Below are 16,789 nucleotides of genomic sequence, written 5' to 3' on the forward strand. Positions count from 1 at the left end.
CTTCCCCCGGCGTCGGGCCGAAGACCAAATTCCTTCGTTGACAACGAAATCCATCGGGTGGTAGTGTCTGTGTTGTTAATCGCTTAACCCTGTGAATATGCCCCACCACTCCACCCCCGAATCTCCGCCGGTCAAGCTCGTTGTCGTGCCTCCGGAGGCAGCAGTAAACGCGACTGCGGCCTTGCACCCACATCAGCAGCCGATTCGTTGGGTCTTCGCAGGCCTCCTCTTGTTGGTCAGCGTTGTCAACTATGTGGACCGCCAGACGCTCTCCGTTCTCGCCGTCACGATCCAACGCGAAATGCATCTCAGCAACGTTCGGTATGGCTATGTAGTCGAGAGTTTTTTGATCGCCTACATGATCATGTATGTTGTCTCCGGTCGACTGGTAGACAGGTTTCGTCCCAGGCGAACACAGGGCGTCTTCCTTCTTTGCTGGTCTCTCGCCAGCGTTCTTACTGGATTCGCAACAGGCTTTTTTTCGCTGGCTATCTACCGCGCGCTCCTTGGCGTTGCCGAACCTGGAAACTACACTGCGTCTGTGCGCGCTGTCGGGGACTGGTTTTCCGCCAGGCAGCGTGCGATCGCCGTCGGAATCTATAGCATGGGCGGCACGTTGGGCGCAGCCATCGCCGTGCCACTCACGGCGTTTCTAGCGTTGCGTTTCGGCTGGCGGGCTGCGTTCTTTATACCCGGTGCTCTCGGTCTGCTGGTAACGCTGATCTGGTTTGCCGTTTATCGCGATCCGGACTCGCCAACTCGCATCCCGGCACCGACAATGCCATGGCGCCAAGTCTTGCGCCAGCCCCACCTCATCGCGATGATCGTTACGCGCATGATGACCGACACCGTGTGGTACTTCTTTCTCTTCTGGATACCAAAGTACATGCAGGAAAGCCATCACCTGACCCTCGGGATGGTAGGCAAAACTTTGTGGATCTTATACGTGGCGGCCGATCTTGGATCCATCCTGGGCGGTGTTACATCGAGCTGGTTTGTTTCACGCCGCGGTGCGGTGCCCGGACGATTTGCGGTCATGGTCCCCACGGCCATTTGCATGCTCGCGCTGAGCGTCGTCCCCCGGATCAGCAACACCACATCGGCCGTTGTAGTTCTCTCGCTACTCGCCGTCAGCCACATGGCATGGATGACGAACATCACGACACTAGCGCTCGATCTCTACTCGAGCCAGATCGTAGCTACAGTGCAGGGCATGATCGGCGCCGCGAGCGCAGCGGGTGGTGCCGTCTCCGCGGGTCTCATCGCTTACACAATTCAAGCCCATGGCTACCAACCGATCTTCGTCTGCCTCGCCTTCATGCACCCGGTTGCGATAACCATTCTATTTTTTCAACTTCGACTTGGCAGGCGCTCAGCCGGATACATCCCCCCTGGAGAAATATTGGCGTGATCAAGCAAGTCACAGAGCAATACGAAGTCGTGGTTTGTGGCGGCGGCCTGGCCGGTTTGTGCGCAGCAGTCGCTTCGGCTCGTCGCGGGGCGAAGACCTGTCTGGTTCAGGACCGGCCCGTACTAGGCGGCAACAGCTCATCCGAGGTCCGCGTAACGCCCCACGGCGCCGCGGCTTTTCACGGATACGCTCGCGAAACAGGGATAATCTCCGAGCTTCTGATCGAAGAGCGCGCCGCAAACCACGAGGAAATCTTCGAGAACGGATGGACCAACTCTGTTTGGGACCTTACGCAGTACGATCTCGTTCAGCGAACCGAAAACCTCACGCTGCATCTCAACACGGTTGTCCTCGGAGTATCCGTGGAAGGCAGGGAACTTCGCTCCGTACAGTGCCGTGTTGGCAATGCCGAGATTGATCTCACTCTCCAAGGGAAGGTCTTCATCGATTGCACCGGAGACGGCATCGTCGCCTCTGAAGCCGGCTGCGAGTGGAGAATGGGCAGCGAGGGTAAGGCTGAGTTCGATGAACCCCACGCCCCCGCCACCGCGAACGCCGACGTCATGGGAAACTCGATTCACTTCAAAGCTCGCGATATGGGCCGCCCCACCCCGTTCAAGCTGCCCGACTGGGCTATCCATCACGAAGATGCCAGCTTCTTCTACGATCAAGGTCGTCTCCCCAAGGAGATCCGCGGTGGCTACTGGTGGATTGAGATCGGTGTGCCCTATAACACTATCCACGATGCCGAGATCATCCGCCATGAGCTCACGCGGCATACGCTCGGCGTGTGGGATTGGATCAAAAACAAAGACCCTAAGACCATGAAGCTCGCCGAGAACTATGCGCTCGATTGGATCGGTCAGGTACCCGGTAAGCGCGAGAGTCGGCGCATCATGGGCCGCTATCTCATGACCGAATGGGACGCGATTCACAGCACCATTCATGAGGATGAAATTGCATTTGGCGGGTGGTTTATCGATTTACATACCCCGGGTGGCCTGCTCGCCGCCACCAGCGAGCCCTCCAGCGCGGAAGGCTATGCCGAGACAAGTGAATATGCCGTTCGGTCCTATGCCGGTCCCTATGGAATCCCGTTGCGCATCCTCGTTGCGAAGGATCTGGACAATCTGATGATGGCTGGTCGCAACGTAAGCGCGACGCACTGCGCTCTTGCCACCGTCCGCGTCATGGCCACAACCGCGCTGATGGGGCAGGCCGCCGGCGTCACAGCAGCGATTGCTGTTGAAGAAAAGAGCTCAGTAGCGGAGATCTGCAGTTCCAAGTACAAGGCCGTCCAACAAAACTTACTGCGCGATGGTTGTTTCCTTCCGAATGTTCTAAACGAAGACCCCGCCGATAAGGCCCGGAGCGCAAGTGTTATCGCCTCCAGTGAAGCGAAGTTCGCCGGACTCAGCCCTGAGAACATCGGTGCTCACGCCGGCTTGCACTTCTGGCGTGACCAGGCAGTCCCGCTCAAGCAGGAGTTGGTCCACCGGCGAGGCCAGTGGATCGGCGTTGGCGGGGAACCTTTGCGCAAGCTCCAATTCTGTCTCTCCAATCACTCCGACGTGGAGCAGGTCGTCGGCGTGCGCCTTATGAAAGTGATCCACATCTGGGATTATCGGATTTCCGATGAGATGGAGCTGGCGCGAGGAACCGTCAAAGTTCCTCAGGGCGATCAGCAATGGATCGAGTGGCAGGTCCCGTCCGGAACGTCCGTTCCCACTACAGGCTATGTTCGCGTCGATCTCACAGAAAACTCCAACGTCCTGTGGCATGTAGCCGGAGCCATCGAGCCGGGCCACCTCTCCGCATTTCAGATGGCCCCTGCAACCATGCGCCGCTACTCCAGCGGTGTAACTCTGGCACTCAAGGTAGACCCCCCGCAGTCCTGCTTCCCCGCAGAGAACGTCATCAGCGGCAAGAGTCGCCCGCACGATCAAACCCACCTATGGCGCTCCGATCCGCACCAGTCATTGCCTCAATGGGTGGAGCTGCGTTGGCAGCAGCCTCAAACGCTGCTCGTAGTGCAAGTAACGTTTCCGGGACATCTGCTTCGGGAATACCACGCATACGCTCCATTTTATCGGGATCCACAGTGTGCGAGGGACTACGAGGTGCACGCCGAAATTTTAGGGAAGTGGACGACCCTCGCAACCGTAGAAGGCAACTACCAGAGATTGCGACGCCACACGTTCGACCAGCCAATTACCGTCAGCGCGATCCGAATCGTCATTCTTGCCACCCATGGGGATCCATCCGCAGCCATCTATGAGATCAGGGCCTGGTGAGTTAAACGATCAGGCGCTCTGCAAAATTTTCGCTTGACAATTCTTTCAATAGCTATATAACCTCAGCCCGTTCATTAAACGCTTAACTAACGGTTCCTTATAAACAATGACGTTATATCCCTGCCTCGCTCCCCGTCCCTCCTTCCGACTCGCGTTCGCGCTTGGACTCTTGCTCATTGCTTCAGAGACGGCAACTCGCCTTCGGGCGCAAACGCCAGTCACGAGCGGAACGTACACAGTTCGCGGGGACAAGCCACAGCAAATCATCCGCGGTCTCGGCTTCGAAATCCAAAGTGACAGCATTGGCTCGGGAAACCAAGGCATGCCAAGTGAAGTAGTCGCAGTGCCCCACGACCTGACCCCGAGTGAGAAAACCAGGTTTTACACCCAGATGCTGCACGGCTTCCGTTATTCGCGTTTGGCACTCGGGTTATATCTCCGTGGATTAGACGCTGAGCAAAAGCACATCATCGAGCGCTACCCAGGCCAGATGAACGACCTTCACACCATGCAGGAGGTCTCCGGAATCGAGGGCTTCGACGTTGAGTACTGGTCCCCCGCACCCTATTGGAAAGCGAACAAGTCCTACTACGGGGGCACCATTGCATCGACAACCCCGGAATTCGTTTCAGCGTTTAGTGATGCGATGGTCCAGGACCTCCGCTATCTTGACGCACACGGCTTGCGCGTCGTGCAATGGGGTCTGCAGAACGAGCCAGGCGTGGGTCTTCAAGCTAAAAGCGCGGTAGCTCATGCATCCGGCAGCGCCGCCCAAGCCTATGCAACATGCTCCTACTCGCCCGAGGACTACTTCACTGTCCTCAGGGCAACAGCACCCAAGGTCCGCGCCCTTCTACCGGATGTTCAAATTCAGGCGCCAAGCTGGGATGGTCCATCCGGCAAGTACGCGGCCGAGATTCGCAAGGATCCCGCACTAACTAAAAATATCGACTCATGGACCTGGCACCAGATAGGTCACGACTCCAATGACCCTATCGATCTCCGTGCGAAGTATCTAGACGGAGCCGACGGCAAGCCTGTTTACGAAAATGAGTTTGAGTACCAGCCGTGGGCAAAGAACCTCACAGTGGATCAGTACTTCATGAACACAGGCCAATCGCTTATGAACTGGATGGTCTTTGAAAACTCTCCGGTGTGGTACTGGCTACACGCACTCAAGCCCGTCACCAATATGGAAGCAACCGGCTACGCTCTGGGTTTCTGGCGTCCTGCCGGGGCAATCAACAATACGCTCCGTCCCAATTTGCAGGTTGGTCACTGGGACTTCAACCCTTATATCTGGAATGCACTGGCAGGCTTCCTCAAATACCTTCCCTGGGACGCGACTCGCCTGCAGGTAGATGAGTCGACGGTGCAATACGACCAGCGGATCCTCGTTTGGCGCAAGCTTGGCAAGCTCGGTATTGCGCTCTCCAACCGTGGCACACACCCGTACACATTCGTCCTGACCGGCATCACCGCCAAAGAACTACAGGGCCACCGATACACCGTCTCTTCGCTTAACGACCCTCTGGGAACGAAGCGCGGCGAGTCGCAAATCTCAATCACAGTACCGCCGCAATCATATGAGTTTTGGATTTCCAGATAGAGCTGTACCTCGACGCAATCGATCCTAAGGAGGCGCAACAATGTTGAAGATTCACAAGGTAGTTTCGTGGTCAACGAAGAGGCAGGCGGCTAGGCTTATCGCGCTGCTAATCGTGTCCGTAGTTGCCGGCGGCGCTGCGTATGCGCAGCAGGGAACAGGCAACATCTCTGGCAACCTTCGTGATGCCAGCGGAGCCGCCCTTGCAGGCGCCAGCGTCGATATTCGCAGCGAGCAAACGCAACAAGTCATTCACCTGAAAACAGATCAAGCCGGCTTCTACAACTCGCCGCCGCTCAATGTCGGGTTCTATAACGTGACAGCGGTTCAGCCTGGTTTTAACAAAGCCGATAGCCGCGTTCAGGTCGATGTCGACAAGCGGGCTGAAGTCTCGATGGTCCTCCAGGCAGGTGCTGGCGAGCAGACCATCGAAGTCTCCTCCGACGCCTCTGCACTCAACACCACGAGCGCCACGCTCGGTGACGTTCTCGAGGCCAAATCGATCCATGAGCTGCCGCTCAACGGCCGCAACGCGCTTGCTCTCGTGGCACTCACGCCCGGCGTTCGAAACGACCTCGGCGCCAATCAGGAAGGCTTCGGCAACCGCGGCGTCTTTCTGTCCGCCATCAGCGTTAACGGTTCGCCCGTCGGAGACTCCGGCTTCATCCTCGACGGCCAGAACAACATCCAGGCGGTCACCGGCGAAGTCGCCATCAATCCCACCGTTGATGCAATCGAAGAGTTCAAAGTGCAGAGCGGCGTCATCTCAGCCGAGTACGGATATACCGCTGGTGGTGTCGTCAATCTCGTCAGCCGCTCCGGCACATCGCAGTTCCACGGCACGGCTTACGAGTTCCTCCGTAACGACGCCTTTGACGCGCAGAACTACTTCGCTAATTCGGCCTTCCCTAAGCCTGAGCTTCGTTATAACCAGTTCGGCGCTGCGCTTGGCGGTCCCATCAAGCGCAATAGGGCCTTCTTCTTCGGTAACTGGGAAGAATATCACGAGATTCAGGGTCAACCTCAATACCTATCCATGCCTACCTTGGCCGAGCGCAACGGTGACTTTTCGCACGCGGGTTCTTCCGTGCAAGGCAGCGCCGTGCCCATCCCCATCTACGACCCCGGCGCCCCGCTCAACTACACAGGGCCACCCACCAACCCCGGCACTCAATTTCCGAACGATGTGATTCCCACCGACCGGCTCGATCCCGTCGCGCTGGCAGTCCAAGCTGAGTTTTATCCTGTCCCGAACACACCGGCTGCCATCGCCAACCCCAACCTCCTCACCAACAACTTTTACTTCGAGCCCAAGATTCAGGTCACCGGCCGTCAGGCTCTCGGGCGTGTCGATTTTCGCTTTTCAGACACGAACAATGCCTTCGTTCGTTACGGCTATAGCGACAACCAGACGAACGACGGTGCAGCAGGCGCGGTAGCCGCTGCAACCCTGTATCCCAACCCGCTCGCAGCCAACCGCAACGATAATCTAATGGTTCAAAGTCTCGCCCTCAGCGACAACCAGATCTTCTCACCCAGTCTGTTCAACACAGTGCTGGTAGGCGTTACCCGCGTCACGTTTCCATTCCAGGCGGCCAGCTTCGGCAAAGACCTTCCCGGTGCTCTCGGTCTTCCCACCACCGGTCCGCACGCTGTCCCGCAGTACACGTTACCCGTCTTGAGCAACGGCCTGCCCGCGTTCAACGGCACCGCCGGTTACAGGACGTATACCGGTCCCCAGATTACGGATACGGTTTCCAAACTTCTAGGAAATCACTCTTTTAAGTTTGGCGCAGATGTTCGTTACAACATCGGTTCGAACTTCCAGAGAAACGCACCATCTGGTACCTACAACTTCGCTCAAACCACTACCGCCAGCGGAGGAGTCGGCGGCAGTAGCTACGCCACTTATCTCCTGGGCAATGTGAGCACCTCAACCGCGGGCGCGGCCGCTGCTACCCTCACCGTCACGGGCGGTGAAACCGATCGCAGTACAGACACGTCGTTCTTCGTGCAGGATGACTGGCAGGCTCTGCGTCGCCTCACCCTTAATCTTGGACTTCGCTACGATTACCAGCAACAGGCCTACGAACAGAACAATGGATACAGCAACTTCAACACGACGGCGATCAATCCCGTAACTGGTCTTCCCGGCCTTCTCCAGGCTGCAAGCGGAAAAGACCGCAACTTCATGAATGAAAATTACCTGAACTTCGCACCTCGCATCGGCTTTGCGCTAGGCCTCACGGACTCTGGAAAATTCATCCTCCGCGGCGGTTACGGCATCTACTATCCCTCCATCTTCAACAGCATCTTTACGGGCCTCACCAACGGTTTCTCCAACACCACTACCTCGTATACGACTCCATTTCAATTCTCCTCAGGCTTGCCGTACCAACCTGCGCAGCCCGGAAGCACGCCCTTCCCAAACCTTTTTCTGGGAGGTGCGGTAGCCTTCCAGCGCGCCCATAGCCCAACTCCGATGTCTCAGCAGTGGACGCTGTCTTTGGAGAAGCAGATCGCCTACCAGATTGTCCTCGAAGCTACGTATGCAGCTAACCGGGGCACAGATTTTCCCGAAGGCAATCAGAACCTCAATCAACTTACGCAGGCTGAGATTAACGAAGTGCTAGCCAATCCGGGCGCAAAAGTAAGCAGCCCCTGTGCTAACACCGCGGGCACGCTAATAACGCTCGCGCAGTCGCTCGTCCAATTTCCCTGCTACCTCAGTGTTGCCGACACCACACCCCATGAAGGCAGCTACAACGGACAATATCTCGAACTCACCGCACAGCGCCGTGCCGGTCATGGTCTCACGATTCTGTTCGCCTACACCGTCGGAAAGCTGCTCGACGACAGCATCAATACGCCGCTCGCCTATCTGTCGGCATCCACCAACCTCAACGGCTTCCAGAACATCTACAACCCGCGCGCTGAATACTCGCTCGATCCGACGGACGTCTCACAACGCTCCACCACCAGCATGCTTTACGATCTCCCCTTTGGCAAAGGGAATCGCTTCAGCTCAAGCAATAGATTCGTCAATGGATTGATCGGTGGCTATCAAGTCAACGCCATCGCCACCTTCCAGACAGGTTTTCCGCTGGCGATCAGTGGCGATAGCAACAACCCGTATGCCACCCGTCCAAACTTTACCCCCGGCCAAAGCACGATCCTGCGTAACCGCAGCAAGAGCGAATGGTTCAACACTGCCGCCTTCAGCAATGCGCCAAACGTTTCCGGCAACTCCTTCGGTAACGTCCCCCGCACGCTGCCCAATAATCGCGCTGCTGGCACGGAAGACTTCGATATCTCCGTCTTCAAGACCACGCCCATTACGCAGCGCGCTTCGCTTCAGTTTCGCGTAGAAACCTTCAACACCTTCAACCATGTCAACTACAGCGCCCCTGGCACGACGTTCTCCTCCGCCAGCGCCACGGGCCCAAACAATAATCCGAACTTCGGTGTCGTCAGCGCGGCCGCAGCTGGACGCCAGGTGCAGCTCGCACTCAAGCTCATCTTCTAGCCGACTCTGCCCGCGTCGTACAACCCAGTCTGCGACCGCTTCCTCCACTGTCCCTGGAGGAAGCGCGTCGCAGCCCAATGCATCCATAAGGGGGTTCCGTTGAAACCACCTGCAAGCAAGCGCCTGCTTATATTTGCGCTGCTGCTTTGCGCCTGTCTGCCTGCCTGCGCGTCGCAACGCATCGACCTTGACGGTGCCGGTTGGACCTTCAAGACCGCCACCAGTGACGGTCCGGTTGCTGTCTCCGTCCCCAGCTCCTGGCTAACCATGGACGGCTACCGCAGCTTTATCGGCGACGGAATGTACGATCGCGACTTCCAGTCCCCCACGCTCCAGCCCGGCCAAATCATCCGTCTCCACTTTGACGCAGTCTATGATGTTGCCAACGTCTGGCTCAACGGTCACTTTCTCGGAACGCACGACGGTGGCTACACACCCTTCGAATTCGACGTCACCAAGCTCCTTGTGCCGGGCACAAATCATCTCACCGTCGAAGCCAGCAACGTTCCCACGCTCACGACAACCATCCCCACGCTGGCAACCTCACACGGTTCGCAGCGCTCCGATAACTTCGGTTCCGCCTCCAACGCCACCATCGTCGGCTGGATGCCCTACGGCGGCATTGTGCGCCCCGTTAGCCTGCTCATTACGGACGCGGTCTACATCCGCAACGTCAAGGTCGACGCGCAACCGGATCTAACCACCGGCACCGCCACGTTGAAGGTTCAACTCTGGCTGCACAACGGCGGCGCCACCGCTATCGACAGTGCTCCTCAGGGATCCATTGCGGGGATCACCATCTCCTTTCCGCCAACGCACGTTGCCGCTGGATCGGACGTCGTTCTTCACTGGTCGTCCAGCCTGAGCCGCGCGCATCTCTGGAGCGTTAAGGATCCATTTCTCTATCAGGCATCTGTACAGGTTCCCGGCGATCAATGGAGCTCGAGCATCGGTGTCCGCGACATCCGCGTACAAGGCACGCAGCTCTTACTCAACGGCACACCCGTTCATCTATTCGGCGCAAACCGTGTAAGCGAAGATCCCAAAGAGGGCCTGCGTGAGTCCCCTGCTATCATCGACCGCGACCTCAGCGACATGCTCGCTGACAATATGCGCATGATGCGTATCGCACACTATCCGCAGGCTCCCGATCTCCTTGACTTTGCCGACAAGCACGGCATGCTCATCATCGCCGAAGCTGGCAACTGGGACCTTGGCGCATGGCAGATGGCGGACTCCGGTCTGCGCGCGCTTTGGAAGCAGCAGATGCAGGAGATGATGCGGGAAGATTGGAACCATCCATCCGTCATCGCCTGGAGCGTAGGCAACGAGTACGAGTCCTACACCCCTCAAGGCCTCGCCTGGACCCGCGACATGCGTGCCTACACGCTCAAGGTCGATCCCACGCGCCTCATCACCTTTGCCTCCCGCTTCACCAGCGATCCGGCGGTCAAAACCGGCAAAGATGAAGCCAGTCAGTACAGTGACTTCGTCTCCATTAATATTTACGGTAACTACGCCCAACGCTTCGATCACGCGCACGAACTCTATCCCGACAAGCCTATCTTCGTCACCGAGTTCGGCAAGATGGGCGAACCCGGTCTCGAAGATCCGCTTCGCATCCAGGACATTAGCGAGGCCGTCGCTGCCGTCAAGGCACGCCCCTGGATGATCGGCGCGTCGCTATGGACGTGGGCAGATTACCGTTCTCTCTTCCACGGCACGCCGCCCAATGGAATCCGGAACTGGGGCGTCGTCACCTTTGATCGACAGCACCGCGATAGCTGGAGTGCAGTACAGAAGCTCTTCAAAACGGACCTCCCCTGAGTTGCACGATCTCTCCGCTCCCGCCGCATCACGCAGCTGCGACGCTCACTTCCTGTTGTGGCCGAATGCTGAATACCCTCCATATCAGCACAATCGCCAGCGGATGCATCACCGCCATCAGAAAGAAGATCGGGCGGTATCCATGGTGCGTTACCAGATACGCAATCAATTCACTGGATAGCATCCCGCCGAAGCCACTGCCAGATGCAATCAGTCCGGCCGCCTTGCCCAGCATCGACTGCGGATACACCTCGACAATCGTTGCCGTCAGCGTCACCAGCCACGCCATATGCGCCAGCGCAATCATCGAAGCCACCGCAATCGCCAAACTACTGCTCGAGAGCAAACTGCACAGCGGACTGAGGGGCATCACCAGCCCCGCTCCCAGCATCGTGTAGCGGTAAGCGACACCCACTCGAACGCCCCGCCGGATCATCCATCCCGATACCATCCCACCCGCAACCGTGCCAACTCCCGCACCCAGGTACACGACCCATCCGAAGTGCGCCACCTGCGCCAGCGTCATATGCCTCGCCGACAGCAGATACTTCGGAAACCAGAACAGATAGAAATACCAAACTGGATCGGTAATCCCGCGCGCCAGCGCCAGCTTCCAGGTTGCCGGTTTCGCCAGCACCGCGCGCAGCCCTGCCTCGTTCGCTTCCAGGCCAACGCCCTTCTCGGCGATCTCAATCGTGACCCGTTCTGCCGCCGTCTGCGAGCGAAACGCGAAAAACCAGAACGGCAGCCACAGCAGTCCAACCGCGCCATCGATTAGGAAGATCGAGCGCCAAGGCAGATGGGTGGTAATCATCGCAATCACCGGCAGCGCGACCACCGCGCCCACCGTTGCGCCCATGGTGTAAACCCCAATCGCCAATCCGCGCTTCTCCTTACTGAACGTCTCGCCCACCGCTTTGGGCGCAGCTACCCACAGGCCCGGTTCGCCGAGTCCCAGGCAGAATCGCGCAATCCCAAGATGCATCGTCGTCGTCGCAAAGGCCGTCGCCGCCTCCGCCAGCGACCACCACCCCACAAACAAAGCCATCGCCTTCCGGGATCCCAGCGCATCCGCCACAAATCCAGACAGCGCATACGCGATTGTGGATGCAAAAAGAAAGAGGCTTACTACATGCCCATAGCCTTCATCACTCATGCCCAGCTCTCGCTGAAAACGCGGCGCAACTACCGACAGGCTCTGCCGGTCGAAGTAGTTAATCAGCGCTACCACAAACAAGGCCGCCACAAGCAACCACGGATTCCGCTGCTTCGGTCGCTCTATCACGGGTGTCTTTGCTGCATCCATAAAAGTCTCTAGTAGCAGCGCACTTCGTAGATTGCAGGGAGCGCGCGTCCATGCGAAAGCAGGATAACCGAAAGTTCTCGCGTCACCACAGCCTGCGCAAATCGAACCCGGACGCGTGTCTGATGGTTCTCTTTCACCTCCCCCAGTAGCTCGCCACCCTCCCCACGAACCTCAAAGGACGTCACACATCCTGGCATCACTCGCTCAGGATGTCCCATCAGCACCGACTCCATCGGGTGATCGTAATCCGTGTCGAAGACAATTTCTATCTGTCCCAGCGTCTGTGGTTCCGTCCATGTCAACCTCAAGGCTGGTCTGCGGTCATTCCGTGCCGGCATCCAGACGTTGGCGCTCTGCCATGGCCGCGAGAAACCATTGATCACGTTGCGTGCTTCGAACCCGGCCAGCGGAGGGTCGATCGTGATTGCGAAGTTGCGTGCGTCCGGCCGGCGGTCCGGCAGCCAGAAGGCAAACGTGTCGAGCCCCGATCCCTCCGGTGGCTGCTGTACAGCGCTCTTTGCCACTGCACCATTCATCCGCTGTGACAGAGTCAGCACCCCACACAGGTATTCGTCTGTCACCGCTACGGAGATGTCTTCATTCGTTGATAACATCACGAATCCGTAGGAATCCTCCTCGAGCTCGCAATGAAATTGCAACTCAACTTTCTGCCCCTTGCCTCCCGCGTCAACGGCGGCCTCCGCCGACGACAGCAGCACATCCGGCGTAAAATTTCCCGATCGCGCTGACATCCATAGCTCCGCGCGCAGAGTCGTCGCTCGCTGTGCGTACACCGTCAGTCCAAACGCCGGAACCTCTCCCTTGGTCAACGGCAGCAGCATTGCCCGTGGGTGGTCCAGCGAAACACGTTCGCCGTTGCTTGCCAGTTCCGCAAGCTCGAACGTACTTGAAGCCGTCACCACCGCTGAACGCGCTTTTTCGGCAATATCCCCGCCGGCTACGCCCGGTATATGTTGCCCCGTGCGAAGCAGGCGCTGTTGCAACGCCCGCATCCTGTCCTCCGCCACCAACTCCCTTGGCCGCACACTCGACTCCGAACAAATTACTGCAGCCATACCCACCGCCTGCCCATTGTGCGCGCAGGTCGCCATCACCCGTGTCGATCCGAACGCAATATGACTCGCCGAAAGAATCCTCCCCGCAAGAAATAAGTTGGGCACGTTTCGGCTATACATCGCGCGATACGGAATCTGATACACGCCCTTCGCATGCCATTGCTCACAACCCGGTTTTGGGCTGTACACGCCTTCCGCCGGATGCAGATCGATAGCCCACCCTCCAAAGCTGACAGCGTCCGCGAACTGTTTCTGCTCCACCAGGTCCTGTTGCGTCAAGATCACATCGCCTTCAAACCGCCGACTTTCTCTCTTGCCAGGAATCATCCCCATCCACTCCAGGGTCAGGCATTCCGCCTCAGGAAACGTCCCGGAATTCTTTATGTAATTCCACACACCATACGCAACTCGCCAAAGCTCCCACTTGATCTCTTCCGTCTCATAGACCGTATCTCTAGAACCGCCATATTCCAGCCACCACAACCTGCATCCCGAATCCGTTACCCGCAACTCCCGATACCGCACAATCCGCTCAACATCCTGCAAGGCGAATGCGGGCGGCACATAGACCACCGGCCGCCCTGTATCCCGCGTGTAGAAATAGAGCGAGTGACCCAGCAAGTCCTGATTCTCCTGCTCCGGCGCCAACAGTTCCCCAAACTCCGAGCGAGCCTCTGCTCCAACTCGGAATGCTGCGCCCGCCAGAAATCCCAAAACTCCATCCCCGGACGCATCGCAGAATAGCGGCGCACGCAACGCGTATTGCGTCTGATTCTGACTGCAGAATCCGCTCACGGAGCGAATCGCACCATCCTCTGCGCACTCTGCTCTGTCGATCGCCGTATTTAGCAGTAGTCGGATATTCGGCTCTCTTAACACGAACTCCAGCAGCAGCGAATCAAGCAGTACCGCGTTCCCTTCGGGATTCCGCCAGGTATTCTCCACCAGCAACTCGTCGATGACCCCGCCTTCGCGTGCCCACCGATTGTTGTTGCCCATGTGAGAGGTCGCCCCAAGCACCCACAACCGCACCTCACTCGAAGCATTTCCGCCCAGCACTGGACGGTCCTGCACCAGCGCAACCTTGAGCCCCTCACGTGCAGCAGTGATGGCGCAGCACGTTCCCGCAAGTCCTCCTCCCACCACCACCAGATCGGCATCGACCGAGATCGTAGGCATCTCCCTCGTCTGTGCCTTGGTGCCCGGCGCGCCTGTTGCCTGCGATGCATTCATAGACACAATCCTGGCCCTTTCTTCTCTCGCATATAAGGGATCGCCGCAAGTTGCTTCCACCTGCGGCAGCAGACGATTGCCGAAGGATGCTCAAAAAGAGTATATGTTAATCGCTAAACCTGTCTACAGTGGATCCATCGTCCCGGCTTACGACACGCGGTCACCGACGCTTTCGGAGATTCATATGTCATCACGTTCCACCCTGACCTTGCTCGCGCTTTCCGCACTCGCCAGCCTGTCGCTGGGCAGCTCAGCCCAGACCCCATCGCCGACCATCCGCATCACCAGCGGGAACCTCACGTTCATCGCAGACAGCCATAACTTCCGTTACGGCTTCCAGGTCGACGGCAAACAGGTTGTCTCGCCAGACGCCAGCGCCGGCCTTCTGCTCGCCGGTTCCCCCGTGTCGGTCACTTCCACGTCCGCCTGCACGGGCGCTCACTGCCTTCTATTCGCGCAGACATCCGCTGGCGACCACGTCCAGATCGACATCACTCTTAGCCCGCATCATGCCCAGCTCGTCGCCCGTCCAGAGCACGTCGGAGCGGAGGTCCGCTTTCAAACCGCCGGAGCTTCCCCCGCGTTCGGTCTAGCCGACCACGCCATCGAACAGAAACAGTTTTCCACGCTCGCCGACAAGCAATTCAATACCGACGTCACCGGCTTTCGTGACGATGCGTTCCTCTCTGGCCAGGGAATCACTCGACTCGTCAGCAACTTCATCATTTACCCAAAGCAGGGTTTCGCCGAACTCCTCATCGATCCCAACACCAAGATCATCCATACTTCGCAAACTCAGATCGTTCAGGGCGTAGCCGAATCTTCAGCCTCGGTGCCCATGCATTACTTCTTCGGCGACCCTCACCAGATCTACGCCGCCTATCGCGCCGCCCGCATCGCCGCAGGCTACAGCATACTCACGCCCAAATATGACGCCTTCGGTGTCGGCTGGGAGGCGTTTGGAGCGCTTGGCTGGAACACAAACCAGCAAACCATTCACGACAGCGTGGACCGGTATCTCGCCGCCGGCTATCCTCTGCGCTGGATCGTCATCGGATCCGGCTTCTGGCCCAGCCCGCCGCCCATGCATGAAACCACCAGCTTTGGTCTTTGGGACACGCAGAAGTACCCAGACCCGCGCGGCCTCTTACAGCATTTCCACGACGAAGGCCTCAAAAACATGCTCGGCCTCCGCATCACCTTCATCACCGATGGACCGTTTGCAACGCAGGGCCTTGCGGGCCACTACTTCCTCACCAAAGACGGTCAGCCGGAAGTCTTCAAAGGCGGTTGGCCTAAGTCGCCGTACTACCTTCTCGACGCCCACAATCCTGCCGCGCTCACCTGGTATATGGATCTCGTTGCTCGTTGGGAAAAATATGGCATCGACGGCTTCAAGGAAGACTTCTACGGCTACGGTGGCTACCATCTGCGTGACGACAAAGTTGATCCCACGAATGACCGTCTAATGGCGCAAGGCAGACTCGTCATCGAGCGCAACGGCTATCTCTCCTCCAACGGCGATCTCCACCGCATCAACGACTTTAACTATGATCAAGACCAGGACCGGGGGCCCGTGAATGCGCTCGCCCTCGCCTACTCGGGATTCCCCCTCGTCTATCCCGACATCGTTGGCGGCACCTTTGGCGAAGAACATTTCGCGACCTCTCGCACACCGCGCATGGAAACCTACATGGAACGTAACGCGCAATGGGCAGCGCTGCACAGCTCGATGGGTATGGGCGAGCCTCCATGGACCTTCAGCCCCGCCGTAGCCAGTATCATGCTGCAGGCAGCAAAGTTGCATGCCCGCTTTGCTCCCTACATCTACAGCAACGCTCGCCGTTTTGCCGAAGATGGCTATCCCTGGACCATGACGCCGCTCCCCATCGCCTTTCCGCAGGACACACTCGCCTACGGTCGCGAGAACGCAACCTCCCGCGCTTACGAATGGCTCATCGGCGACGCTATCCTGGCGACCCCTCTGTACGGAAATGACTACGCCACCGCCTCTACCCGTGACATCTATCTTCCCAAAGGCCGCTGGATGGACTTCGATACTGGGACCATCTACAACGGCGGACAGGTCTTGAAATCCTTCGCTCTACCGCCAGGCAAGACCCCTGTGTTCATCGGCGGCTCCGGCGTCACCCTGGAAAATCTCGCAGACAGCATCCGGGTCTGCATCTACCCCACCTCCACTACCGGAGAAACTGACTTAACTCTCCCCACGGGCCGCACCCTCAAGATCAATCTCCGCGCTCCCTCCCATGGTGCCCGGTCGACATCGATGCATGTAACGGACGATCAGGGAAAACCCATCCAAGTCACGCCAATAGGCTATTCCTTGACGTTCATCCCCGGATCCTCCTCAACCTACACCGTCAACCTACTGCAATAGTGCGAGAACGCCATCAGGATCCTCGCGCGATACTTTCGCTCCCCGTGAAATAGTTCACATGCCTCGGAATCAGGGTCAAGGCCGATCGACTCAACCGTACACTGGTTGC

Annotated in this window: 8 protein-coding genes; 6 read left to right on the forward strand and 2 right to left on the reverse strand. The window is 58.1% G+C overall.

The genetic code is table 11. From position 1 onward, the window contains the following. Positions 1 to 97: 97 nt before the first annotated feature. The 5 genes from GSQ80_RS08805 to GSQ80_RS08825 all read left to right on the forward strand — a co-directional run bounded on the left by GSQ80_RS08805 (position 98) and on the right by GSQ80_RS08825 (position 10,664). A complete protein-coding gene (locus tag GSQ80_RS08805) occupies positions 98 to 1,411 on the forward strand; it encodes an MFS transporter (protein ID WP_158787258.1) in 1,314 nt (437 codons plus the stop codon). Then, the gene (locus GSQ80_RS08810; protein WP_254059527.1) at positions 1,408 to 3,705 is read left to right on the forward strand and encodes an FAD-dependent oxidoreductase; all 2,298 of its coding nucleotides are present in this window, start codon (positions 1,408 to 1,410) and stop codon (positions 3,703 to 3,705) included. The genes GSQ80_RS08805 and GSQ80_RS08810 overlap by 4 nt, the downstream gene beginning before the upstream one ends. A gap of 322 nt (positions 3,706 to 4,027) precedes the next feature. Beyond that, a complete protein-coding gene (locus GSQ80_RS08815; protein WP_158787259.1) occupies positions 4,028 to 5,314 on the forward strand; it encodes a hypothetical protein in 1,287 nt (428 codons plus the stop codon). A 40-nt stretch (positions 5,315 to 5,354) separates the two neighbouring features. Continuing rightward, positions 5,355 to 8,837: a carboxypeptidase-like regulatory domain-containing protein gene (locus GSQ80_RS08820; RefSeq protein ID WP_158787260.1), complete on the forward strand. Its 3,483-nt coding sequence runs from the start codon at positions 5,355 to 5,357 to the stop codon at positions 8,835 to 8,837. Between the two features lie 99 nt (positions 8,838 to 8,936). Further along, positions 8,937 to 10,664 (forward strand): glycoside hydrolase family 2 protein, encoded by a 1,728-nt coding sequence (locus GSQ80_RS08825; protein ID WP_158787261.1) that lies wholly within the window; start codon positions 8,937 to 8,939, stop codon positions 10,662 to 10,664. Between the two features lie 28 nt (positions 10,665 to 10,692). On the opposite strand, the gene GSQ80_RS08830 is transcribed toward GSQ80_RS08825, so the two are convergent. Both GSQ80_RS08830 and GSQ80_RS08835 read right to left on the reverse strand, forming a co-directional pair. After that, positions 10,693 to 11,970, reverse strand: a complete 1,278-nt coding sequence (locus tag GSQ80_RS08830; protein ID WP_158787262.1) for an MFS transporter — start codon at positions 11,968 to 11,970, stop codon at positions 10,693 to 10,695. An 8-nt stretch (positions 11,971 to 11,978) separates the two neighbouring features. Continuing rightward, the gene (locus GSQ80_RS08835) at positions 11,979 to 14,279 is read right to left on the reverse strand and encodes an FAD-dependent oxidoreductase (RefSeq protein ID WP_158787263.1); all 2,301 of its coding nucleotides are present in this window, start codon (positions 14,277 to 14,279) and stop codon (positions 11,979 to 11,981) included. A 184-nt stretch (positions 14,280 to 14,463) separates the two neighbouring features. On the opposite strand from GSQ80_RS08835, the gene GSQ80_RS08840 reads away from it, so the two are divergent. After that, the gene (locus tag GSQ80_RS08840; RefSeq protein ID WP_158787264.1) at positions 14,464 to 16,680 is read left to right on the forward strand and encodes a TIM-barrel domain-containing protein; all 2,217 of its coding nucleotides are present in this window, start codon (positions 14,464 to 14,466) and stop codon (positions 16,678 to 16,680) included. The last annotated feature ends 109 nt before the right edge of the window (positions 16,681 to 16,789 follow it).

It is taken from the genome of Granulicella sp. L46 (assembly GCF_009765785.1).
Taxonomy (GTDB): Bacteria; Acidobacteriota; Terriglobia; order Terriglobales; family Acidobacteriaceae; genus Granulicella.